The sequence below is a fragment of the Streptomyces sp. NRRL F-5122 genome (genome assembly GCF_001507435.1).
Taxonomy (GTDB): Bacteria; Actinomycetota; Actinomycetes; order Streptomycetales; family Streptomycetaceae; genus Streptomyces; species Streptomyces lannensis.
Genome location: NZ_LMWH01000294.1, coordinates 1 through 21,789 on the forward strand (window position 1 = coordinate 1; position 21,789 = coordinate 21,789).

24 protein-coding genes and 2 pseudogenes are annotated in these 21,789 nt (G+C 66.9%); 10 read left to right on the top strand and 16 right to left on the bottom strand.

Annotation, left to right across the window (positions count from 1 at the left end; all coding sequences use genetic code 11):
- Window positions 1-352 precede the first annotated feature (352 nt).
- A complete protein-coding gene (locus tag ADL25_RS42830; protein ID WP_059133380.1) occupies window positions 353-691 on the top strand; it encodes a hypothetical protein in 339 nt (112 codons plus the stop codon).
- A 155-nt stretch (window positions 692-846) separates the two neighbouring features.
- Here the strand turns inward: ADL25_RS42830 and ADL25_RS47520 are convergent, their stop codons facing one another.
- Window positions 847-1,521 (bottom strand): HPP family protein, encoded by a 675-nt coding sequence (locus ADL25_RS47520; protein ID WP_234381286.1) that lies wholly within the window; start codon window positions 1,519-1,521, stop codon window positions 847-849.
- Between the two features lie 12 nt (window positions 1,522-1,533).
- Entirely contained in the window at window positions 1,534-2,025 is a 492-nt protein-coding gene (locus tag ADL25_RS42835) for an HAD family hydrolase (protein ID WP_199839307.1), read from the bottom strand.
- A 1,036-nt stretch (window positions 2,026-3,061) separates the two neighbouring features.
- Here ADL25_RS42835 and ADL25_RS49525 point away from each other — a divergent pair.
- Window positions 3,062-3,211, top strand: coding sequence for a hypothetical protein (locus tag ADL25_RS49525; RefSeq protein WP_159045144.1), 150 nt, complete (start codon window positions 3,062-3,064; stop codon window positions 3,209-3,211).
- A gap of 88 nt (window positions 3,212-3,299) precedes the next feature.
- Here the strand turns inward: ADL25_RS49525 and ADL25_RS52535 are convergent, their stop codons facing one another.
- The 3 genes and pseudogenes from ADL25_RS52535 to ADL25_RS42850 all read right to left on the bottom strand — a co-directional run bounded on the left by ADL25_RS52535 (window position 3,300) and on the right by ADL25_RS42850 (window position 5,311).
- Complete coding sequence (locus ADL25_RS52535) at window positions 3,300-3,734, bottom strand: aldehyde dehydrogenase family protein (protein WP_402525448.1); 435 nt, start codon at window positions 3,732-3,734, stop codon at window positions 3,300-3,302.
- Window positions 3,677-3,814, bottom strand: a pseudogene (locus ADL25_RS52540) (aldehyde dehydrogenase family protein); the annotation flags it as partial. The gene ADL25_RS52535 and the pseudogene ADL25_RS52540, both read right to left, overlap by 58 nt.
- A 264-nt stretch (window positions 3,815-4,078) precedes the next feature.
- A complete protein-coding gene (locus ADL25_RS42850; protein ID WP_107116854.1) occupies window positions 4,079-5,311 on the bottom strand; it encodes a PP2C family protein-serine/threonine phosphatase in 1,233 nt (410 codons plus the stop codon).
- Between the two features lie 651 nt (window positions 5,312-5,962).
- On the opposite strand from ADL25_RS42850, the gene ADL25_RS47530 reads away from it, so the two are divergent.
- The 3 genes and pseudogenes from ADL25_RS47530 to ADL25_RS42860 all read left to right on the top strand — a co-directional run bounded on the left by ADL25_RS47530 (window position 5,963) and on the right by ADL25_RS42860 (window position 8,214).
- On the top strand, window positions 5,963-6,094 hold the full coding sequence (locus tag ADL25_RS47530) for a MerR family DNA-binding transcriptional regulator (protein ID WP_147317873.1): 132 nt from the start codon (window positions 5,963-5,965) through the stop codon (window positions 6,092-6,094).
- A 96-nt stretch (window positions 6,095-6,190) separates the two neighbouring features.
- Window positions 6,191-6,640 (top strand): hypothetical protein, encoded by a 450-nt coding sequence (locus tag ADL25_RS42855; RefSeq protein ID WP_159045145.1) that lies wholly within the window; start codon window positions 6,191-6,193, stop codon window positions 6,638-6,640.
- A gap of 302 nt (window positions 6,641-6,942) precedes the next feature.
- A pseudogene (locus ADL25_RS42860) lies at window positions 6,943-8,214 on the top strand (IS256 family transposase).
- A 162-nt stretch (window positions 8,215-8,376) separates the two neighbouring features.
- On the opposite strand, the gene ADL25_RS42865 reads toward ADL25_RS42860, so the two are convergent.
- On the bottom strand, window positions 8,377-9,414 hold the full coding sequence (locus ADL25_RS42865) for a questin oxidase family protein (protein ID WP_059133385.1): 1,038 nt from the start codon (window positions 9,412-9,414) through the stop codon (window positions 8,377-8,379).
- Window positions 9,415-9,718: 304 nt separating this feature from the next.
- Between ADL25_RS42865 and ADL25_RS42870 the strand changes: the two genes are divergently transcribed.
- Window positions 9,719-10,222, top strand: coding sequence for a DinB family protein (locus tag ADL25_RS42870; protein WP_059133386.1), 504 nt, complete (start codon window positions 9,719-9,721; stop codon window positions 10,220-10,222).
- 205 nt (window positions 10,223-10,427) lie between these two features.
- On the opposite strand, the gene ADL25_RS42875 is transcribed toward ADL25_RS42870, so the two are convergent.
- Window positions 10,428-11,258 (bottom strand): transglutaminase-like domain-containing protein, encoded by an 831-nt coding sequence (locus tag ADL25_RS42875; protein WP_059133387.1) that lies wholly within the window; start codon window positions 11,256-11,258, stop codon window positions 10,428-10,430.
- Window positions 11,259-11,602: 344 nt separating this feature from the next.
- Window positions 11,603-12,181 carry a hypothetical protein gene (locus ADL25_RS42880; RefSeq protein ID WP_059133388.1) on the bottom strand — a complete coding sequence of 193 codons (579 nt, stop codon included), beginning with the start codon at window positions 12,179-12,181 and terminating at the stop codon, window positions 11,603-11,605.
- 71 nt (window positions 12,182-12,252) lie between these two features.
- On the opposite strand from ADL25_RS42880, the gene ADL25_RS42885 reads away from it, so the two are divergent.
- Window positions 12,253-12,531 (top strand): hypothetical protein, encoded by a 279-nt coding sequence (locus tag ADL25_RS42885; RefSeq protein WP_159045146.1) that lies wholly within the window; start codon window positions 12,253-12,255, stop codon window positions 12,529-12,531.
- 41 nt (window positions 12,532-12,572) lie between these two features.
- Here the strand turns inward: ADL25_RS42885 and ADL25_RS42890 are convergent, their stop codons facing one another.
- From ADL25_RS42890 to ADL25_RS42910, 5 genes are all read right to left on the bottom strand, one after another.
- Complete coding sequence (locus tag ADL25_RS42890) at window positions 12,573-13,550, bottom strand: quinone oxidoreductase family protein (protein ID WP_059133390.1); 978 nt, start codon at window positions 13,548-13,550, stop codon at window positions 12,573-12,575.
- Window positions 13,551-13,589: 39 nt separating this feature from the next.
- The gene (locus ADL25_RS42895; RefSeq protein ID WP_107116855.1) at window positions 13,590-14,096 is read right to left on the bottom strand and encodes a carboxymuconolactone decarboxylase family protein; all 507 of its coding nucleotides are present in this window, start codon (window positions 14,094-14,096) and stop codon (window positions 13,590-13,592) included.
- 23 nt (window positions 14,097-14,119) lie between these two features.
- Window positions 14,120-14,653 carry a carboxymuconolactone decarboxylase family protein gene (locus ADL25_RS42900; protein ID WP_059133392.1) on the bottom strand — a complete coding sequence of 178 codons (534 nt, stop codon included), beginning with the start codon at window positions 14,651-14,653 and terminating at the stop codon, window positions 14,120-14,122.
- 2 nt (window positions 14,654-14,655) lie between these two features.
- Window positions 14,656-15,534: a dioxygenase gene (locus ADL25_RS42905; protein ID WP_059133393.1), complete on the bottom strand. Its 879-nt coding sequence runs from the start codon at window positions 15,532-15,534 to the stop codon at window positions 14,656-14,658.
- Between the two features lie 807 nt (window positions 15,535-16,341).
- Complete coding sequence (locus ADL25_RS42910; RefSeq protein ID WP_059133394.1) at window positions 16,342-17,769, bottom strand: FG-GAP repeat protein; 1,428 nt, start codon at window positions 17,767-17,769, stop codon at window positions 16,342-16,344.
- A gap of 279 nt (window positions 17,770-18,048) precedes the next feature.
- On the opposite strand from ADL25_RS42910, the gene ADL25_RS51735 reads away from it, so the two are divergent.
- Window positions 18,049-18,174 (top strand): hypothetical protein, encoded by a 126-nt coding sequence (locus ADL25_RS51735; RefSeq protein ID WP_267889305.1) that lies wholly within the window; start codon window positions 18,049-18,051, stop codon window positions 18,172-18,174.
- A gap of 425 nt (window positions 18,175-18,599) precedes the next feature.
- On the opposite strand, the gene ADL25_RS49530 is transcribed toward ADL25_RS51735, so the two are convergent.
- The 3 genes from ADL25_RS49530 to ADL25_RS42920 form a co-directional block, all read right to left on the bottom strand.
- The gene (locus ADL25_RS49530) at window positions 18,600-18,773 is read right to left on the bottom strand and encodes a hypothetical protein (RefSeq protein ID WP_159045147.1); all 174 of its coding nucleotides are present in this window, start codon (window positions 18,771-18,773) and stop codon (window positions 18,600-18,602) included.
- Window positions 18,770-19,003: a hypothetical protein gene (locus tag ADL25_RS42915; protein ID WP_059133395.1), complete on the bottom strand. Its 234-nt coding sequence runs from the start codon at window positions 19,001-19,003 to the stop codon at window positions 18,770-18,772. Before ADL25_RS42915 ends, ADL25_RS49530 begins: the two co-directional genes overlap by 4 nt.
- 260 nt (window positions 19,004-19,263) lie before the next feature.
- Complete coding sequence (locus ADL25_RS42920; protein ID WP_079050991.1) at window positions 19,264-19,998, bottom strand: TetR/AcrR family transcriptional regulator; 735 nt, start codon at window positions 19,996-19,998, stop codon at window positions 19,264-19,266.
- A 138-nt stretch (window positions 19,999-20,136) separates the two neighbouring features.
- Here ADL25_RS42920 and ADL25_RS42925 point away from each other — a divergent pair, with 138 nt between their 5' ends.
- Both ADL25_RS42925 and ADL25_RS42930 read left to right on the top strand, forming a co-directional pair.
- Window positions 20,137-20,685, top strand: a complete 549-nt coding sequence (locus ADL25_RS42925; protein WP_059133396.1) for a carboxymuconolactone decarboxylase family protein — start codon at window positions 20,137-20,139, stop codon at window positions 20,683-20,685.
- A gap of 112 nt (window positions 20,686-20,797) precedes the next feature.
- The gene (locus tag ADL25_RS42930) at window positions 20,798-21,592 is read left to right on the top strand and encodes an isocitrate lyase/PEP mutase family protein (RefSeq protein ID WP_234381287.1); all 795 of its coding nucleotides are present in this window, start codon (window positions 20,798-20,800) and stop codon (window positions 21,590-21,592) included.
- The last annotated feature ends 197 nt before the right edge of the window (window positions 21,593-21,789 follow it).

Consider the following 21,789-nt stretch of genomic DNA (forward strand, 5'->3'; position numbering starts at 1 on the left):
CCGATCGCCTACCCGAACTGGATCCAGGAGCAGTTCGCCCCGACACGGACCCCGGCCGGCAACCTGGCCTGATCACGACGCCGACCATCCGGCCCAGTGGCTTATCCGTTTGGCGCTCCGGCCGGGTTGAACCGGGACAGGAGTGGAGGCCCGACCGGCGACCAGACCGCACGCGTTGAGCGGAACAAGCTGCCCGACCGTCGCGCCGACGATTTCCTCGACTCTCGCCCCACGGGCTCACTCACCCCCGCTGGGAGAGACGTCTCCCTATTCCACACCCAACCCACTCCCAGGGTGCCTCCCAAGAACGCATCAGGCCCGGTCTCCTGAGAAGGAGACCGGGCCCGGCCTGGTGCTCTATCGGTCGCCGCCGCATCCCTCGCCGCGCCGCAAACGCCACACCCTGCGCACCCAAGCCCGCGAACTGCTCGCCGAGGTCGGACTCAACCACCGGCTACACAACCGGAAACTGCTGGGCCGCACCCGTGCCCGGGTGCTCGAGGCGATCACCGAACGCCCCGGCTGCACCACCACCACGGAGCAGGCCGCTGCCGCCCGTATCGCCGTCGCCAGCGAGTACGCCGCCGTTCTGCGCCAGGCCGGGCTGATCTGCACGGTCCGGCACACCGCACCCTGCACCTCCACCCCACTGGGCCTGGCGCTCCTGAACAGCCGATCGCGCACCAGCTGACTGCAGCGAATCGGCAGCGTGAAACGCTGAGTTGATTGACCTCAGCTCAGCCACTTGCCGCCGCTCTCGGACCATGAGCCCTGCAACGTGGCGGCGATCGGGAGAATCCGCCCCAGAGGGGACCAACTTTTCAAGCGTCGCTTCTGATCCACTCTTCAGCCGTCGCCGGTAGAAGTTGGAGGGGGTGAGAAACGGGACACGACTGCGACCCCGACAAAGAGGAGCGCGAGCCCGGTCAACATGCCGTACAAAGGCGGCCCAGGGCGGGCTAGCCCTGATGCGATAAGCAGCGCGGTGGACGCGGCCGGCGGATGATTGGCGTTCAAGAGAACGAGCAGCAGGATTGTCAACCCTACTGCCAAGGTCTGGGCGGCGATCTGGCGCCAGTTCTCGCGGTGCTGTTCGATAGCAGACGGATGGTGCCACAACCCAAAAGCCGCCAGGCACGCCAAACCGCTGGCGGTCGCGCACGCGTGGCCAAGAAGGCAACAACGAAGCCGGGCGGATTCTGCCTGTGGATGAGCAAGCAGCAGGTACGCCGTCGGGCCGATGGTCGTGGTGAGCAGCCCCCAGCCGACAGCCTGGCCGACAGCGCCGACACCTGCAATGAGGGCGACTGCCAACACCAGCAACCTGGTTCCTGACCGCAATCGCTTGCGAAATCGACTCTCTTCCCATTGCTGTGGAGAACGGCGAATCCTTCCTACTTCCATCGTGATCTCCTGGTCACTCTGGCCGTCGGTGATTACCACAGATTCCGTCTCGTCGACAGCCACCGCCTTGGTGAGCTGACCGCGCGAACATGTGTGGTCAGGTGCTGTCACCGTCACCGTGCCGCTCGATCAGCTGGTCGGCGATCGCATCGAGGGCTGTCCGATGAGATCGGGTTGCGGGCCGACGTCGAGTGGCGCGTTGCTCTCACGAAGGATGGGCGCCGTCTGCCAGCCGGCCGCCGTGGCGCCGATCGTGTTCCAGACGTGGCAGGCGACCAGACAGATGTCGGCCGGGTCGACGTCGAGTGCGGAGGACACCGATCGGTAGGCCTCCGGGGCGGGCTTGTGGCGGCGGGCGGTCTCGTCGACGCTGAACCGGCGCTCGGACAGGTGGGTGAGGCCCGCCCGATCCAGCTGCCGTCCCGAGATGTCGAGAGTGTTGTCGGTGAGCGTGAACAGCCTAAAGCCGCGGTCGTTGAGGCGGCGCAGGGCGGCGGGCACCTCGGGGTGGGGCGGCATGACGGCGGGATCGTCGAAGATCCTCTCGAAGGCGGGGCGGATCGCGTCCAGGTCGAGCAGGGACTCGTTGACGTCGAACACTACGATCGGTCGCTCAGGCATAACCGGGCTTTCGTTCAACCGTGGGCCGGAAGGCTCGGGCCGCCACAACAATCGGGCCGACCGGGCAAGGCGCGCGACCACGACGAAGGCCCACCGGAATCCCCCGGCAAAGACGCCGTTGACGGCATCGACAGTATGAGGTGCGAGCCACGCGGTGGAAGGCCGTACACGACAACGCCGCGCAACTCCGTACCCGTCACTCACCCGCGTTGAGCTGATCGGGTTATGCAGACGTGGTCGGTGTCACCGGCCAGCTCGACATCCGGGAGCGGACGAAGCGACGGGATCTGATCCTCACGCGTTGCCCGGCCTCGGCTGCGAGTGAATCTGCCTGCCGTTGGGGTTCGTGGGTGGGCGCCATAACCAGCTGCGCCAGTGGCTCGCAGCAGGTGCGGCCCAGGGCGGCGAGCTGGGGCCTTGTGCAAGTCCGTATGGCGTGCTCGCCCGCGTCCGGGTAGTGGGTGGCCATCGCGTCGATCGACAGCTGGGTGCCGGGCGGCGGCGTAGGAGGTGTGCGCCGAGGTCTGGCGGCTGGAAGAACAGAAGCGTCGAGGATCCCAAGACTGTTCGGAGTGGAGAGAACCACTGCCAAAGCGAGTGTGTGAGTGGGAGATTCCTACCTCTCTTGGCTCCGGAACCGCATCTAGGGTGACTCGCGGTACGTAGCGGATGCTGCGGCGAGAAGCCACTCATGAACCTGGATCTCATCCTTTGCCACCCACTGTGTCTACAAAAGCGTTCACACTCCCGAAAGAGGCCGCCAACGGCACTTGCACGCCGCACGCGGGTTGCTGTGGCCACGAAGGTGTGCCGACGCGCCGCCGAGATCGCACATCGCGGTCGGGGCGTGCGGGCAGGCCCGCTCGTGGGGGTCGGACAGAGTCCTCTCGCAGGCAGTAGAGCCGGACCGGGGTCGTCCGAGTCGACATTGACGACCTGTACGCGCCCGCCCTTGGCCGAGATACTCACACGTCGCTCGATCCGTGGCCCGCCTCGTGGGGCGGAGCCCAGACCCGCCGGCAGAAAGAGATGACCTATGCCTGATCCGTCCCGCCTCACGATCGTCGCCGGAGCCGATCACGGCATCGGCGCCGCCGAGTGCCTTGCCCGGGAAGGCCACGTCAAGGACGAAGGCTCCGTCACGACCTACCCGGCCCTCCACACCGCGGGTGGTGCCCGGTGCTGAAGGTGGTTGGTACAAGCGATGTCATGGACGGGCTGATGCAGCCAAGGCCGCTCACTATCGCACACATCCTGGAACGTGCCGAGCGGCTTTATGCGCACAAGCACGTCGCAACGGGCGGCACCGAGCGGCTCACATATGCCGACGTGGCGGAGCACGCTCGGCGAAGCCGTCCGCCGCGGCGATCCCACGCGGCCTGCCCGACGTCGGCGTCGTCCAGCACCACCAGGACGTCCTTGCGGCCCATCTCGACCCGCACCCGGCCGCGGCGCTCCTGCGCCGCGCGCTCGATACGCATGCCGACCACGGTCGAGCCGGTGAAGGAGACCGCCCCCACCCGGGGTCGCGGACCAGGGGGCCTGGCCGACCGCCGCGCCCGTGCCGTGCACCACGTTGAGCACCCCGGCGGGCGGGCAGCCTGGCCCGTACCAGGGTTTCGGTGAGGTGGCGGGTGGAGAGCGAGGTGAGCTCTGCCGGCTTCAGCACCACTGCGTTGCCGCTGATCAGCGCCAGCGGCAGCTTCCAGGCGGGGATGGCGATCGGGAAGTTCCACGGGGCGATCAGCCCCACGACGACCCCGACCGGCTCCCGGGAGGTATGGACCATGGTGTCCGGCAGTGAGCTGGGCAGCACCTGCCCGCCGAGCCGAAGAAACGAAGCACCTCGATGGCCCGCCGGACCGGCCCGGCAAGAGGACCGAGCACGTGCACATCGACGCCCTGTTCGGCGAGCCGGGCAAGAACGTCATCGGCTTCGACCTGATCGGGTCCCAGTTCCGGCACTTGATGAAGGTGGCCGTCTCCGTGCGAGAGGGTGCCGATCTCCTCATCCACGCTGCTCAAGCGGCTAGTGCCCTGATCACGGCTACGACTACGGCTTCGTGCGGGCGGCTGAGGCTTGCCGAGTGTCCGCGCCGGAACTGACGTGTCGCTGGGTCTCCTGGGGGCCGTGCCAGTCCAGGCACATCGCTGTGGCATCGTCTTCGAGCCGGCCGCCAGCGGCGTCCAGGACTGCGGACGTCAGCGTCAGTGCGGTCTCCCGCGGGTGCAGGTCCCGGGTGCGTTCCAGCAGGGCGGCCAGGTCGACATTCTCCGCATGCCGTTCGAGCATGCCGTCGGTGTACATGAGCAGCCGGTCGCCGGGGCGTAGATCGATGTCCTGAACGCGGTAGGGGTGAGGTGCGGGCACGGACAGCCCGAAAGGATGGTCTACCTCGCAGGTGATCGCTTCCACAGCCCCTTCGCGCAGGCGTAGCGGCCAGGGGTGGCCGGCGTTGACGAGCTGGGCCTGCCCGGTGTGGAGGTTGATGCGCAGCAGCTGACCGGTGGCGTGACCGCCGCCGTGGTCGGCCAGAGCCTGGTCGGCCCGGTGGGCTTGTTCGGCCAGGTCGGCTCCTGCGCGGCGGGCGCCGCGCAGGGCGCCCACCAAGACCGTGGCGGCCAGGGCGGCGTCGATGTCATGGCCCATGGGGTCGGTCACCGACAGGTGCAATGTGTCGCGCTCCAGGGCGTAGTCGAAGGTGTCGCCGCTGAGGTCTTCGGAGGGCTCCAGGCTCCCGCACAGCGTGAACTGTGCAGCCTCGCACGACAGTGACGTGGGCAACAGCTGGTACTGGATTTCTGCAGCCAAAGTGGGAGGCCTGGAGCGTTTGCCCCAGGTGTAGAAGTCGGTGAACCGCCCGTTGGCGATCACGATGTAGGCCAGGATGTGGGCGGCTTCCCGGATCTCGGCGAGCGCGTCCTCGCCGAGATCGGCCGGCAGAAGCAATTCCAGCAGCCCGATAGCATCCCCCCGGTTGGTGACCGGAACGATCACCCGCTGTTCCTGGCCGGACGCCTCCTGATACAGCCGCTGAGTGCGGATCACCCGCTCGTAGACGCTACCGAACAGGGGGATCCGCTCCGCTTCCTGCCCGCCCTCCCCCGCGCCGACGGTGGACAGCCGCGCCACCGCCTTTCCCGTCAGGTCCACGATGAGGAAAGTGGCCTTCGTAGCCTTGAACCGCCGCCGCAGGTCCTCTGCGACGACGTCGACGGCCTCCACCGGCGCCGCCGTCTCCGCTGCCGTCAGCAGCCGGGGAAGTCTGCTGTGCCCGCCGCTCACGACCCGCTCCCTTCCCCAGCCCCTCCTACCAGCTTGGGAACCTTCACGGTGGGCGTCAATCTGTGACCAGCCACGATAGTGAAGGCGGTCACCCTATGCGTTCGCAGAGGTCGGCCCGAAGTACCACACGCCCCGCTTCCTGCTTGTCCACTCGACTCCGCGCCGAGCTCGAAATCCGCACCCCCGCCGACCGCGGCCCCGGCCGCGGTCGGCGGGATGGGCCCGGCCATCGACGCCGCTGGCTGCGCAGGTTAGAAGTAGAAGCGGGAGCACTTTCAGCAGGTGGGACTTGCCGGTGCCGGAGTCGCCGATGAGGCAGAGTGGCAGGCCGGCCGGTCGTGCTGACCACTCCACTTGCATGCCGCGCTGATCGGCCCCCACCTGGTCGCCGCAGGCCCGGGAGGACGGGCACACACGGACAACGGCGACGCGTACACCGCGGCAACACCGGAGCTCGTGGTCGAGGTCCTGGCCGGCACGACACGACACGCTGTCGCGTCTGCTACACGAGTGCGGTGGTTCCAGGCCGACCGGACGGACCAACACACTCGGTCTTGGGCTGTCGGAGGTGTACGGACGGACGGGGCAACCTCCATCCGGGTTCGGGTGTCGCTTGACTCTCCCTGGGAGGGAGAGATCAGCCTTGCGGACATGGACGAGTTGCTGGCCATCGGGGACTTCGCGCGGATGACCTTGCTGACCGTGAAGACCCTGCGTCGCTATCAGGAAATCGGGCTGCTGGTACCGGCTCGGGTGGACCCGGACACCGGGTACCGCTACTGATCGCCGGACCAGGTGCCAACCGCACAAGTCGTACGCCGCTTCCGCGACCTGGGGATGCCGCCGGCAGAACTCACCCAGCTCGTGCACGCACCCGACGTGACTGTACGTAACCAGACGATCTCAGCGCACCTGCGCCGGATGGAGACCGAATTGGAACGCACCCGCACCACGGTGGCGTCCCTGCGCCGCCTTCTGGAAGGCCCGCCGCCCTCGGCCACGGTCACCTTCCGCACCGTCCCGGCTACCCGGGCCTTGGGCATCCGCGCGATCGTCAGCGAGGAGACCGGGCTGGGCTGGGTCGAGGAGGCCCACCATGAGCTGCGTGCCGCCCTGGCGGCAGCAGCCCTGCGTCGGGCCGGGCCGGACAGCGCGCTGTTCGCCCCGGAGATGAGACACATCAACCTCGCGATCCTCGGCACGCGAGTCCATTCGCGTCCCTTGACTCTGTGCGTGGTGAAGAAGGTCACTTCGGCGTGCTACTCGAACTTGAAGAAGGAGAAATCGAGATATCGACGAAGTTCCGGGCTCCCCGATCCACTTGCCTGAAGTACTGGCAGACGATCTCATGTCGCTGAGCCAGCGTTTCGTCGTTCATGGTCTTGCTACCAGGGCACCTCGCCGTTCTCGTCCTGGAAAGTACCAGTCGGACCGTCCGCGTCGAGAGTCGCCAGACGCAGGACGACCTTGGCGCTTTCTTCCGGCGCCCTTCCGATGCCGAATGCCGCGGTCAGGTCGGTCGCGGTGGTACCAGGCTCGACGAGCGTGTCTGAAAGATCGTGTAGGTCCGTGATGTGACAGGCTGGCCGAGGCTCAGCCTCGGGCCCCTGGCCAGCCGGGACGGACAGAACATGACGGACAACGAAAAGGCGCCGGTCGGCGAGCCGGTCGAGGACAAGCTGGTGGACGAGGTCGTCGAGCGGCTGATGGACCGTGCCGACGCCTCAGGAGCCGCCTGGGCGAGGGCGGGCTGCTGACCGAAGTCACGCGGGCCGTGCTGGAGCGGGCCCTGGACGTCGAGATGACCGAACACCTCGGCTATGAGAAGCACGATCCCGCCGGCCGCGGCTCGGGCAACAGCCGCAACAGGGCCTCGTCGAAGACCGTGCTGACCGACGCCGGCGCGGTCACCGTGGCCGTTCCCTGGGACCGCAACGGCTCCTTCGAGCGGAAGCTCGTGCCCAAGCACGCACGGCGGCTGGCGGGCTTCAACGAGCAGATCCTGTCCCTGTACGCCCGCGGCATGTCGGTGCGGGACATCCACTCCCACCTCGCCCGGCATGTACGGCATCGAGGTCTCACCCGACCTGATCAGCAAGGTCACCGATGCGGTCACAGACAAGCTCACCTCCTGGCAGAACCGCCCGCTGGACGCGGTCTGGCCGATCATCTACATCGACGCACTGCGGATCCAGATCCGCTCCGGATCGGTCGCCTCCAAGCCGGTCTACCTCGCCGTCGGCGTCGACATGGACGGCTGCAAAGACGTGCTCGGCCTGTGGGTGGGCGACGAGGGCGAAGGTGCGACGACCTGGATGACGGTGCCGTCCGAACTGCGCAACCGCGGAGTGGAGGACGTGTGTATCGTCGCCTGCGACGGGCTGAAGGGCCTGCCGGATGCGGTCACCGCGACCTGGCCCAGGGCCACCGTCCAGACATGCGTGGTCCACTTGATCCGCGCGTCGCTGCGGCTTGCCTCCAAGCAGCACCATCCCGCGCTGGTCGCCTCGCTGAAGGCGATCTACACCGCGTCCACCGAACAGGCTGCTGAGCAGGCCCTGCAGGAGTTTGCCGCATCGGAACTGGGACAGCGTTACCCGGCGGTCCTGCGCACGTGGCAAGCCGCGTGGAGCGAGTTCACGCCCTACCTGGCCTTCCCGCCCGAGATAAGGAAGGTCGTCTATTCGACGAACCTGATCGAGTCGATCAACGCACGGCTTCGCAAAACCACCCGCAACCGCGGGCATTTCCCCTCAGAGCAGGCCGCGCTGAAGGTGCTCTACCTCGCCGTCCGCGAGCTGATCAACCCCAAGGCCCGCGATGTCAACCACGTCGCGGCACACTGGAAGAAGGCGCTGAACCAGTTCTCACTCTTCTTCGAGTACCGGCTCAACACCAGGTGAACCCCAAGGACTTACACAAAGCCACTGACACGTCCTCCACAACTGGTCGTTGCCGGGCTGGGAGAAGTGGGGCCTGACTTCAGCGGCAACGACCAAGGACGAGAGGTGGAGTTGGTCTGAGGCTCTGAGGAACTGCCTGGAACAGAGCCGAAAGGGGTGGCATCAGGGCTCGTCGATCAGTTCGGTCGCACGAACAACGGCGCTGAGAGCATCCGCGCGGCCTGTGCGTTGGTGAACGTCGAGACAGGTGTCGGCGAGCTTGATGACGTGTTCGTCCTGGTGGCGGACGGCCAGGGCGAATGTCTCCTCTGCTGACTGGGGTGCGGCGGGGAGCGTGTGCCGAGGGGCGGGTGCGTCAGGAGTGTAGGCGGCGGCCACGGCCGCGCTCGCCCCCCAGGCCGCGTGCAGGCTCATGACCCACTGGGCGCTGGGAAGTGCAGGCAAGGTACGCAGCACAGCCATCGGTGCGGTTGCAGCGTGAACCAGCATGACAGGCGAGCCATGCGCGTTCGGGAGGTAGTGCAGGGCGGCAGCCGTCGTCAGTTCGGCCAGCAGGTCCCGGGCCGCCCCGGCGTCCTCGGCGGGTCTCAGCGCGGCCAGCGCGCTTGGCCAGCCGGTCAGGCTGGTGAGCTGGTCGAGCCGGTGGTTGATGCCCCCGGTCTGGTCGGGAACGCGCGGAACGCCCGCAAGAGCGGACGCCGCGTCGGCGGTTCCGGACGGGGCGGCGGACGGCACCCGCTGCCAGCGCGCCGCCCAGTAGCCGAGGGCTTGGCCGAGCTCGGCCAGGCGCGGTCCGTCCTCGTGGTCCAGCAGGGCGTGGACGGCGTGGCCAGTACGGATCACACCGTGGGTGGCACCAGCCGCGATACCGGGCAGAAGCCGCGGCCACCACGTCTCCAGTACCACGCGCCAAGGCCGTTCGGTCATCTCTCGTTCGAAGAACGCAAGCCAGTCACCGAGACGATGCGGATCCCCGAGCGCTGTGCGCCATTCGGCGGCAGTGATGGGCGAGGCGCCGCGGGGGCGATCGTCCAGCCGACTCATGTAGAGGTCCAGCCAGCGGTGGACCTGTCGCGCGTATCCGCGTCTGACCATGGATTCCACTGCCATGGGACCGTGATTGGTCAGCCAGCCTTCAAATTCCGGTCCGGTCTCATGTAGCCGTTCGTAGGCCTCGTCGAGCGTGCCGTCGTTTCCCATGTGATCTGACTGTAGCCACGCGATGACGCGCCATCATCGGTCCAGGGATCCAGACCCGCCCCTACGCCGGACTTAGGACCTTCTGCTTGGGCACACTCTTGAGCCCCAGCTACAACTCTTCACGCCATCGCGGCTGACCAGGCGTTTCAGCTTGGCCCTGGCTCAGCGCGAGCATGCACGTACCTGCTCAACAATGCGCACTGCATCGTGATCGTGCAGCAGAATCAGAAGAAACTCCGCAAGCAACTGAAGTCTTTACGGACCGAGGTGGCCTGGTGGGCCCATGCCTTGTCATGATCACCGGATGAGTGATGACCAGCGCATGGCACCCTCCAAGGTGGCGGACGACCGTGTGTCGCTGACCTCGTTCCTGGACTACCAGCGGGCCACCTTGGCCATGAAGTGCCGGGGGTTGACCGCTGAACAGCTGAAGGAAAAGGCGGTGCCGACTTCAGGCCTGTCCCTGCTCGGCCTTGTCAGGCACGCGGCCGAGGTCGAGCGCAGTTGGTTCCGTACGGTGCTGAGCGGAGAACAGGGCGCGGCCCTGTGGCCCGCGGTCGATGGTGTCTTCGGCGAGTTCCATGTGGACGACGCCGACGTGGACGAGGCGTTCACGCTCTGGCATGAGGCATGTGAGGACTCCCGCGCTGTCACCGACGCCTTCAAGTCCCTTGATGACAGGGTGCAGTTCCGAGGCGAGGTCATCTCGCTGCGCTACGTCCTTACGCACATGATCGAAGAGTACGCACGTCACAACGGCCACGCTGACCTGCTGCGCGAGGCGATCGACGGGGCGGTCGGCGAGTAGGCCGCCGGGCGAAACTGAACGCAACGTCGCCTCTGAGCCCTGCCACTCACATCTCCAGGATCTCCCCGACCGGCCCTGAACGATAGAAGCACCACACGCGTGGGGCGGATGCCGTACACCCAGGACTGGGTATGTCGGGGCCACAACCTGAGCAGGTCGGGACTGGCGCGGTGTGCGGCGCCCCGCTCCCAGTCCCCAGATCTGATCACCCGACCATGTTGTGGGGCACAGCCAGGTCTTTCCGGGCGAACAGGCTGGTCAGGGCAAGCGGATCGTCTTTGGAGCAGACATCGGCGACCTCGTCGATAAGCTGGTCGTAGTCGGGCCCCGTATTGCCCTGATAGGCATCGGTCATGCGACCCCATTCGTCCCAGTTCAGCATTTCCTTCTTGCAGAGCGCGGCGAGGTCGCGGACAGCGTTGCCGCTGATCTCGGCCGGTCCCCAGGCGAAATCGACACCGGCCACCCCGAACTTCTGACCGTCGACCAAACCCTGGCGATATTGAACCCACGCCTCACCGCCGGTCAGGAACTCGCCCACAGCGAGATCCTCGGGACGCTCGACATACGTCTTGCCGAGATGTTCGGTGTCGACGCGCACCCAGCGCCGCTGTCCGGCGTCCCAGTACTCGGTGATCCAGTGATCGACGCCGCAGCCCTCCAGAAAGTAGGTCCCGAAGCCGCACCGGGCCCGCGAGGGGATGCCCCTCGCTCGCAGGAATGCACAGGCGATGGTGGCGAAGTGCCGGCAGGTGCCGATCACTCGTGTCTCAGCGGTGCGAGCCTGCTGCAGCGGGGACGGATCGAGGGCGATCAGGGCGGCGATGAGCTCGTTGACCGGCCGGATGTTCTTCTCCGCGAGCCGGGCCTCAGGAATCCCTACCTTGGTGGCGTCAGCGGGCTGAATGACCAGGCCCTGCGCGGCCGCGCAGATACCAACGGGGTCATCCGGCAGGCTCCCGATGAGCTGGAGCTGCGTCGCGTGCAGGCTCGTGAAGGGTCCGGGCTGGGAGTAGTCGAGCGCGTCATCGGCCATAACCCGGCATAGTATGCGGCGGGTCTGACATCCGGCCCCGCACAGCGCCCAGCCGATGTGTTGCTGAGACTCGCCGACATGTCTGCCGCCAAGCACGCTCAACCGTTCCCAGAACTCGCCGTCCGACGTTGCTGCTTCCCACCGGCACAAGCGCCCAGGAGGTTGCCACCGATTCGGGTGATGGTTGAAGTGAACCGCTCCGGGTCTGGTGGAGGCTTTGAGGCCGGATCATGGCATGGGCCCCGGACATCCATGAGGTGGCCAGCGGCCTTGCTGTGGAACGTCACGCGTAATTCCCCATCAGCGGCGTCAGCTTCCCCGCCCACACGTTCCAACGCCACGTCTCAGGTCTCGGGGACCCATTCCAAGGGAGGGGGCATGCGACTGTAGTGGGGTCCCCTGGTGCCGTACTGGGCGAGGTGCAGGATCTCACCGCCGACCTGGAGCTCTGCCGGCGGAGGGTTGGGAACGGAGATCCGCGGGTGACGTTGGCCGTCGATAACGATGCCCTCCCGGAGTTGGTTCCGGCCGTCCGCCCAGCTCTGGGCCCGCTCGCGAGTCCAGGGGTTCTGCAGGGTCCGCGGGGCGGCCGGGTCGTGATCGTAGCCGTTGAGGCTACGGACGAGACCTTCGCTGTAGACACCCTTGACCCGGAAGTTCTCCAGGTCATCCGCGCGCACGACCATGTTGACGTACCGGCGGCCGTTGCCTCTGTGCCGCCCGACCGCATGCCAGCGACCCCAGCCAGGGTCCCAGCGCATGGGCGGGATCCACAGCAGGGCGCCTGCCGGGAAGTGCTTTGTGCCACGCTGGATGTCGAGACCGCTCTCGCCGCGCGCGGTTTCCTGCGCCACGTTGGCCACCAGGCACCAGCCCAGCAGCCCGTCCGGCGTCTCTTCTTCGGTAGGTTCCGTGTCTGCCACACCGAGAATCTTCAGGCACGAGACGGGACGCGAACCAGCTCTTATCAGCTGAGCCGACCGGAGCAAACCACATGCGGATCACCAACCGCGGGAGAAACCGGCCTCGTTCGAACGTGTGGGCGGGGAAGTTGACGCCGCTGGTGCACGAGGACGTAGAGCCAGAGTACGTACGTCTTGGCGTCGTGCGTGCCCTGCTCGGCGTGGTTGTGTACGCCCTCGCAGGCGGTCTCGGCGCGCTCGTACACCCGATGATCGCGCTGATCGCTTTCCTAGTGCTCCCCCTCTTCTACTTCCTCACCAGTGAAGGATTCCTCCTGGCCGGGGCAGGCACATCCTCTCCGGCTACCTGAACCGCTAGCGGCCGACCCGTGTCAGAAGCACATCCACTCCTTTAGGGTTGGATGACGACGGCGCCGCGCGCTTTCTTTTCTGCAATGGCGCGATAAGCGTCCGGTCCATGGTCGAGGTCGAAGGCTTGCGCAATCGGGAGAGGCCTGAACTCTCCGCGCTCGAAATAGGGGCTGATCCGCTTCAGACGCTCGGCAGAGGCGGCTGCGTCCAGCTTGCGGCTGTCCGCGCCCAGCATCCGCAGTTCGCGGTGGTAAAAGTCGCGCAGGTCGATCTCGACGGTCGAGGTGCCGATCGCGCTGATAACGACGAGACGTCCCCGGTTGGAGAGGGACGCGACCGCGGATGGCGTGGTGACGCCGCCTACGGCGTCGTAGACGACGTCGGCGCCTTGGCCGCTGGTGATGCGACGGATCTCGGCTGGCACGTCGGTGTCGTCGTTGAAGGGCACGAACTCGTCGATGGCTTCTGCCGCAGGGGAGCCGGCGGCTGGGGCGTGGGGGGCGACACCGAGAACGCGGTGGGCGCCCATGGCACGGGCGATCTGTGCGACGGCTCCACCGACCCCTCCGGAGACGCCGAAAACAGCGATGGTCTCCCCGGCGGCAAGTCGGGCGGTCTCGATGGCACCGAGCCATCCGACCACATAATTTACGCCGATCGTCGCTGCCTCGGCGAAGTTCAAGGTTTCGGGCTTGCGGACCAAGGCGTCAATGGGTAGCGCCATGCGCTGTGCGTGGGAGCCGTCGCGGGTGAATCCGATGTCGCCTCCCGTGCCCCATACCTCTGCGCCCACCCAGTCGTCGGGTCCTTCAAGGACAACGCCGGCGAAATCACGGCCGGGGATACGGGGGAGGGTGGTGCCCTCCATGCGTCCTGAGACATCCATTAGGTCTGAGGGGTTGATCGAAGCGGCTTTGACAGCAACGATCGCCATGCCGTCGTCCGCAACCGGGTCCGCGACCTCACCGACAGTCAGCACCTCGGGTCCACCGAATCGCTCGAACCGTAGCGCGCGCATACTCGCTGTCCTTTCCGTGCGTTGCATGAGGTGTGCTGATCAGCGGGGCATGGAGAAGCGTGCATCGGTGTCGATGTCCACATCGAGCGCATTAATCATCAAGGCAAGCCCGCTCCACCGGTTGATGATCATCAATACTTCCAGCAGTTGCTCGTCGTCCAGCCCCTCGCGTACTCGCTCCAGCGTGCCTGGAGCCAGCGACGCGGTAGTGACTAGTTCGGTAGTCATCTCCAGAACCGACTGCTCGAGTGCGCTAAATCCACCCTCGGTGAGGTGGCCGTCGGCAGCTAGGGCGTCGCGTTGCCGCGATCCGACACCATGGTCTTCAGCCTGGGGAATGTGCTGCACGATCTCGTACGGACACCTCATTAGGTGCCCAACACGCAAGATGACCAGCTCTCGCAAGCGCGCGGATACTGCTGTACTGGTCAGCGCAGCGCGACCGGCGATCATCCACCCCTCGAAAGGCTTTCCCGCGTACGCCAATGCTCGATAAACGTTGAGATTTCCACGCTCGGTGACCAGGTCACGGACCTGGTCGGACATAGTGGTGCAGTAGGAAATCCGAGTCACTGGGAGGTCTCCAGTCGGGCCTCGTGATCAATGTCAAGATCGACAGCGTTCAGCACAAGGGCGAGTCCGTAGTAGAGGCTGACCAGCAGCAGCAGTTCAGTCAGCTCTGCCTCATCGAGCGCGGCCCGGGTCACCTCGAAGGTCTCCTCCGTCACGGTGCCGGTCGTGCACAGCTCATCGACGAAAGCCAACACGGTTCGCTCTGTCTCAGTGAAGCTGGGCGCCAGCCCCTCGGCGCTGAGCGCATCAATCTCTGTCTCGCTGATCCCGGCCCTGCGCCCCACGTAGGTGTGCTGCGCGATCTGGTAGGCGCAGTGCTGGACGTGGGCGATCCGCAAGACCGCCAGCTCGCGGAGCCGAGGGCTGAAGGTACGGCTGTCCAGTTGTGCGTCGACCATCTGGCTCCAGCCGTCGAACACTTTGGGCGCCCCCGCCAGAAGACGGAAGACGTTCAGCTCACCTCGCCGGCGCATGAAATCCCGGGCGTCGGGGCTTGCGGACGCGGCTGGGCTCAGCGGAATACGTGACATCCTCAGTCCTCCGCGCGGGACAGGACGAACGTCCACTCGACGGTCTGGAACGGCTCGTTCATACGGGTGCCGTCCGGCGCGGTCTCACCCGCATCGTGGTGGACGAAGTCCGCCACCAGGTTGCGTCTGACCCCGAAGACCGCGTCGTGCTCCAGGTAGGGGTCGTCGCTGCGGACCAGCATGGTGATGAGCGGCTCGAAGCCGTCAGCATGCAACCAGAAGTGCACGTGCTCGGGGCGCATCGGCGAACGCTTCGCGGCACGGAGGATCTCTCCACAAGGCCCGTCGGTGGGCACCGGGTAATACAGCGGCGTCACCGAGCGGTACCAGAACCGGCCTTCGGCGTCGGTGGTCAGCAAGGCTCGCATGGCCAAGTGATTGTGCAGCTTGTCCTGCATCTGCACGTCGTAGAAGCCCTCCCCGTCGCTGTGCCACGTATCTACCTTGGCGTTGACCACGGGGTTACCATCCGAGTCGAGCACCCGACAGTTGACGAACATCGGGGTCCCCTCTACCTCGCCGGAGATGTCCGATCCGTTCTTCGCCGTCGGTCGGCCTTCGACGTAAAAGGGGCCGAGTAGCGTGGAATCTGTCACAGACCCACCGCCTGGATGGTAAATCAGATCCACAAGTACGCTCAAACCCAAAATATCGGACAGCAGGACAAATTCCTGCCGAGTCGGCGTGCAGGTCTTGCCCACACGCTCGAGAAAATCCATGGCCTTGAACCACTCTTCGCTGGTCAGGCGTACCTCGCGTGTGAATTCGTGCAGATGCCGCACTAGGCAGGTGAACAGCTCTTTGACGCGCTCGTCCTCCGCGCCGTCGAAAGTCTTCTGCACTTCCTCGGTGATCGAGATTGCCGTCAGATCGATAGACATCGCTCTCCCGCCGTTCGTGGGCCGCACCGCACGGGACCCATAGTGCGCAGCCTGTGGATCTTGTCCATTAACCCAACAGACAATTACCAGGATTGCCTCGCGAGCAATCACGGGCCTGCGCCGCCTGGCGCATGTATCCGCCAAAGAGGTGAGCTTCTCGTCGTTATCGCTGCGTCTGCTTGCGAGGTGCGGCGCAAGTCGCTCTCGAGCATGGCCGTGCCACCGCAGCAACGACAAGGCTGCGAGCGACAGCTACGCCGCCAGCTCAACATCAGCAGCAAAGACCCTCACAAAGCCCGCGTATCAGTCCCACGCTCCACTGTCCGTCACGGCCAGTTCAACGCAGCCGCCGATCGACGGCGCCCTCCTCTCGCGGCCATCGAAGACCCCCGCACGACAAACTGACCACCGACTTTCAGAAAGAGATCGGGACCCGCCACTCGCAGTCGAAACGATCGGTGCGCGGGCGAAGGAGCCCACTCGGCAGCTACAAGTCGCCATCACCTCCGCGGGGGCCCAACCTTCGCGAGGAGGAGACGACACGATGACGCGGCCCTCGAGGGCCAAGGTCAGCGATGGCCTTCAGCGGTCAGCACAGGTGGAAGCGGCCGGGGTTCACGCCGCCCGCCCCGGTTGCAGGTGCATGTAGGCGATCACGCGGTCTCGGCATTGCTCTTGACAGCGCAAGCCCAGGCCCCACGGTGGTCAGTCGCATGCTCGCGCGATAACTCGGTGTACACGAGAACGGAAGGCGCCACCTCTCCCCCTTGGCGGCAGCCTGCCGCCAAGGGGAGGGTCGCTGCTCGTTCAGATGACTCCGAGTAGTCCGTTGCCGCCAAGGAGGGTGCTGTCCTTCTGCGGGAAGCCGACGGACGGGGCAGTGATCATGCTGCTGCCCTTGGCGGTGGGGCCGTTGATGCCGCCCGGGAGCACCCAGACCGCGCCGGTGACGTTGTTCTCCTCCGCGGCGCTGATGAAGAGTTCCGGTTTGCCGTCCTTGTTGATGTCGCCGACGGCCACGGTGGTACCGAACATGTCGTCGGTCTCGTCGCCTCCGGGGATTCCGGCGGTGTTCTGGGTGAAGGCGTAAGCGCCGGTGCCCAGGGCCCCGGTGCGGCGGCCGGGGATGACCGTCACCTGCCCGGCGTTCGGCTTGCTCGTGTCCTCCAGCGGCGAGCCGACCACGATGTCCGCCAGCCCGTCACGGTTCAGGTCGGCCAGCGCGAGGGCGCCGCCGAAGTTGTCCCACTTCTCGCTCGAACCAGGGACACCGGGGGTGTTCTGGGTGAGCTGCGCCGGCTTCGCGTCCCGCGCGATGCCGTGGGCCGAGCCGTACCAGAGGAGTACCCGGCCGCCGAGCACGCCGTCGGCTCCGGCGTGGTCCGGCTCGTCCGGGTCTCCGACCACGAGATCGGCATAGCCGTCGCCGTTGATGTCCCCGGTGGCCGCGATCAGGCCGTTGCCCAAATGCTGTGCGCCGTCGTAGACAGGGTTGATGTACACCTCGCCGCCGCTGAGGTCGCTCAGCCGGACGGTGACGGCCACCTCGTCCGGGGACCCCCCGTGGTCGAAGTCGCCCAGCGCGACGCTTCCCACGGAAGCGGTGTCCCGGTTCTCCACCGCCTGGCCGTAAGTGCCGCGGCGACTGAACGGCCCCGTGAACGCCATCGACCCCTCATACCCGGCGACGAGCACCTCGGTCTTCGCACCGGGTCCGGTGCTGGCCGCTGCCACGTCGAGGCCGTAGTACTTGCCGGCAGTGGTCGCCCTCAGGTCGGTACCGGACGTCAGCCCCTTGCTGCTGCCCCAGAGGACCGTCACCGTGCCGGCATCCTCGCCCCGCGTGGTGTCCTCGTACGGCGCGGAGACCACCAGGTCCGCGTAACCGTCCCGGTTCAGGTCGGCCGTCGCGGTGGCGGCACCGAACCCGTCGCCCCGCTCGGCCGTACCCGGCACCCCCGCGGTGTTCTGCGTGATGGTCGCCCGCCGGGACGTCGACAAACCCGCCTTCCCCCCGTAGAGAACGACCACGGCACCGGCTCCCGCCTTTCCGCCAATGTTCGCCCCCGGCGCAGGCAGCACGGCGTCGCGGTAACCGTCACCGTTGAAGTCACCGGGCACCGCACCGTGCACGGCCGCCGCAGGCGCGGCCGACAGCAGCGGAGCGCCCACCACAACGGCGACCAGGAGCGCCCCTGTTCTCCATCCACCGCGCAAGCCATGTCTGTTCACCATGAGCTGGATCCCCTCCCCCTCGACGCACCTGGCGTGCGCCGCAGTCAGGGCATCGTAAGGGGCGCCCCAAAGGGCCCGGGCCGCCTCCCCCAGCAGGCCGCCGTCGTCCCCTACCGGGACGCCGACCCAGCCTCGGCGAACAGTGACACCCCGACAGCGAGCTGGGCTACCAGGCGCGGGCCGCAAGCGTACGCCGCAGGCCCGTCCGGGTGCTGCTGAACAGGACGCCGAACTTGCCTCGCTTGCTTGGGAGTTGTCACCTCACAGCGATCCGCACCCATGAGCGCAGTCGTGAGCGAGTCGTCGCAAACCCCGGACCCCTCCTACACCAAGGCCCAGCTGAGCGGGCCGCCGGAGGCCGTCGCCCGGCCGCCCGCCGCTCTCTGGGAGGCGCGGGCGAGATGACGACAACGAGCGGGGCTCTGGCTGCTGTCCCCCTGTGGAACAGCACGTGCTCCTCCGGGCCATGGACGTCCGGTGTGCGCTGCTACCGTCTGCTTCCCGGCAGCGCCCCGAAATGTGTTCCGGGCGCGGCCGCCATCATGCGGTGGGCTACTGCCCGTCGTACTCGTACATGAGCGTGCCGTCATCATCGCGGTTGGACTGACCGAGGCCGTCGAGGAGCGGCCGATAGGAGGCCCTGGCCAGCGGGCGTGGTGGGCCGTCGAGTTCAGCGAGAGTCGGTGGCCCCGGGCCATTGGGGAGCACGACCCCGAACGGCGGCTCTCCGGTGGCTCATGTGGTGGTGCGACCGTGGCCCGGGCCGCCAGTGAAGCGGATCCGGGTGTGGTCGTCGTCGCGGTAGAGCGGCAGCAGTTCGCCGAGGCTACTCACGTCGTGGGCTCCTCGTCCGGGCGCCCCCAGCCACGGCCGTTGAGGTCCGGGTGCGTCATGAAGAACAGGCGCGAGTGCCCGCTCTGCAGAGCACGGGGAAGACGGATCGCGTCCACGTGGAGCTCGACGACGATCGGCTCCGACTCAGACTCGCCGGGCTGATGGCTCATGCGGTCCCCTCCTCGCTGACCGCCGTGAGCGGCTTGAATATGGTCCGCAATCGGAGTGCCGGCGTGGAGCCGCCAAGTTGTGCTGCCTGCGTCATCGCTGCCATCTGCCCGGCGAGGCGCTGCTCAAACCGTGTCATCGGCCTGGGCTCGGCGCGCGGTCCGGTCTCGTCGTTGTGGCGGTCGAGTCGGTGCAGGGCGCGGTCGCCGTTCCGGTAGGGGCGATGCGTCATGTGGTCTACTCCCGGCGCTCTTCACCAGCCGTTGCAGGGGCTCACGCGTCCATCCGGTGATGCGGGCCCGGTGGCTTGGGCGCCACGCTCGTCGGTCTGGCGGAGGAAGTGCCCGTGCGGCAAGCATGTCTCCCTCGCCGACCGCGGCGACCTCCGCCGCCACAGGCAGCGGCAGGAATAACGAGGCGACGCCGTCCGCCCTGCCGAGGTGGACGGCCGGTCCTGGCCGGCGCCGCGACCTCGCGTCACTGCCGTCTGTCCTACCGTGCGAGGAGCCGCCCCTGCCCACCGCTGACGTCCTCACTGTCGAGACGTCCTCCGGCCTCGTGCACGCCACCGCCGACCTGCGGTGCAGTGACGCCGACGTCGGGTGACGTCGCGAAGGTCCGCAGGTAGTCGATGGCGGTCTGCAGCGCGTCTTTCAGTGGAGCGATGTTCCGTGCGACCTGGGCGAGGAGCGTGCCGCCCTGGAAGGCGGCAAGGAGCAGAGTGGCCAGCCGTGCGGGATCTGCCTCGGCGCTGATGCGGCCGAGTTGCTGCATGCGCTCGATTCCCTCGCGGAAGGTGTCCCTCCACTGGTCGAACGCGCTTGCGAGCTCGTCGTGGACGTCGAGGTCCGTCTTGATGATCTCGCTCGCCAGGGAGCCGAGGCTGCAGCCTTCCTGGTAGGCGTGCTCGTAGCCGATGTAGAAGTCCGCCCATGCCCGGAACGCATCGAGGCTGTCGAAGCGGGCGAACTGCTCGCTGCGGTGGAAGCTGAGGACGCTCTCGGCCTGCCAGGCGATCACGGCCAGGACGAGGCTCTCCTTGGTCGGGAAGTAGTGGTTGAGCTGGGATCCGCTGACGCCGGCGGCGCGGCGGAGCTGCTCGTTGTTCGTCGCGTGGACGCCTTTGGCGTAGATGAGCTGCGCGGCGTGCTCCAGGATGCGGGCCCGCGTCGCCTGCCCCTTGCCGGTGAGCTTGTGGGGGTCCCGGGCTCCCGTGGTGGCTGTCATGGTTCCGAGAATACCTCGATTGGGCTTGACAGCCCAATGGTGGGCAGTATTCACTCAGGACTGGGCCGAACAGCCCAAAAAACTCAGGCACGAGAAACCCGTGCTGACGACGCCCACCCACCGGAGACCGATCACCCAATGTCACGACTGAACGCTCCCTCTCCCGACGACGTCCCCGAGGCGGCGCAGGGCATCCTCGACAACATCGGCGCGCAGTTCGGCTTCGTCCCGAACATGTTCATGACTCTCGCGTCGAACCCGACCGTCCTCGACGTCGTCATGACGCTGCAGGGCACCTTGAGCCGGGTTCTGGACGCCAAGACGCGGCACACCATCGCGCTCGCCGTGTCGCAGGCCAACGGCTGCGACTACTGCCTGGCGGTGCACACGTACGTGTCGTCCGAACTCGGAGGCATGTCGAGCGACGACATCGACCTGGCCCGGGCCGGGAGCTCCATCGATCCCCAGCGCGCCGCGGTCGCCCGTTTCGCCCAGCAGGTGGTGGCCGGCCGCGGTCAGGTGAGCGACGCCGACCTGGCGGCCGTACGAGGCGCCGGGTACACCGACCCGCAGATCCTGGCGATCGTCACGGTGACGGTGCAGGTCCTGCTGACCAACTTCCTCAACAACGTCAACCAGACCGACATCGACATCCCCGCCGTCAGCCCCGTCGGTACGGCGGGATAAGCGCCGACGTCCCCGTCGAGCCGGCGCATCCAGCCGCTCGATCCGTCACTACCTGCAACGATCACTCGGGAAAGGCTTCGCTATGTCGGGCTCTGAACTCTATGAGAGGTTCATGGCGCTGCACACCCGCGACGGTGGCTTCGTCATGCCGAACGCATGGGACGGCCTCTCCGCGCTGATGCTGGCCGATGCCGGCTTCGAGGCGATCGCGACATCGTCAGCGGCCCTCGCTGCCACGCTCGGCCGGTTGGACGGGCGTCACAACGTCACCCGTGGCGAGCACCTCGGGCATGCGCGGCTGCTCGGCCGGCTCACCGGGCTGCCCGTCAACGGAGACTTCGAGGACGGCTACGGCCACACCCCCGAAGACGTCGCTGCGACCGTGGAAGCCGCCGTGGCGTCCGGCCTGGCCGGTATCGGGATCGAGGACACCTCCGGCAATCCCGATCAACCCATCCGCGACTTCGACGATGCCGTCAACCGCATGCGCAGTGCCGTCAACGCGGCCAAGAAACGCATCGTCGTCACCGGCCGCACCGACAACTTCATCCAGGGGCGGCCCGATCTCGACGACACCGTCCGGCGCCTGACGGCCTTCGCCGAGGTCGGCGCGGATGTGCTCTACGCCCCCTACCCCCCCGACCTCGACGCCCTCGCCACGATCGTCACCGCCGTCGCGCCGACACCGGTCAACGTCCTCATCTCGCCGGCGGACAAAGTGCTGACCGTCGCCGAACTGCAAAAGGCCGGCGTCAAGCGCATCAGCCTGGGGCCGGCGCTCTACACCCACGCCATGGAGGCACTCCACCAGGCCACCCAGGCCCTTGTCGCGGGTGACCTCACCACCGCGACGACAGGAATCGGCTTCGACCGCATCAGCGAACTACTCGCCCGCGGCACGAACTAGTCCCAATCCTGCGCACCACGCTCCCCCACCCACTCACCGCAAGAAGACAAGGCAGATCGGCATGAACCTCGACAAGCTGATGAGCAAGCACCTCACCCGGTATTTCGACCCCAGCAAGACCATTGCGGAGGACACCCTGCAGCAGCTGCTGCGGTTCCTGCGCTCCACGCCGTCATCGGTGAACGTACAGCCCAACC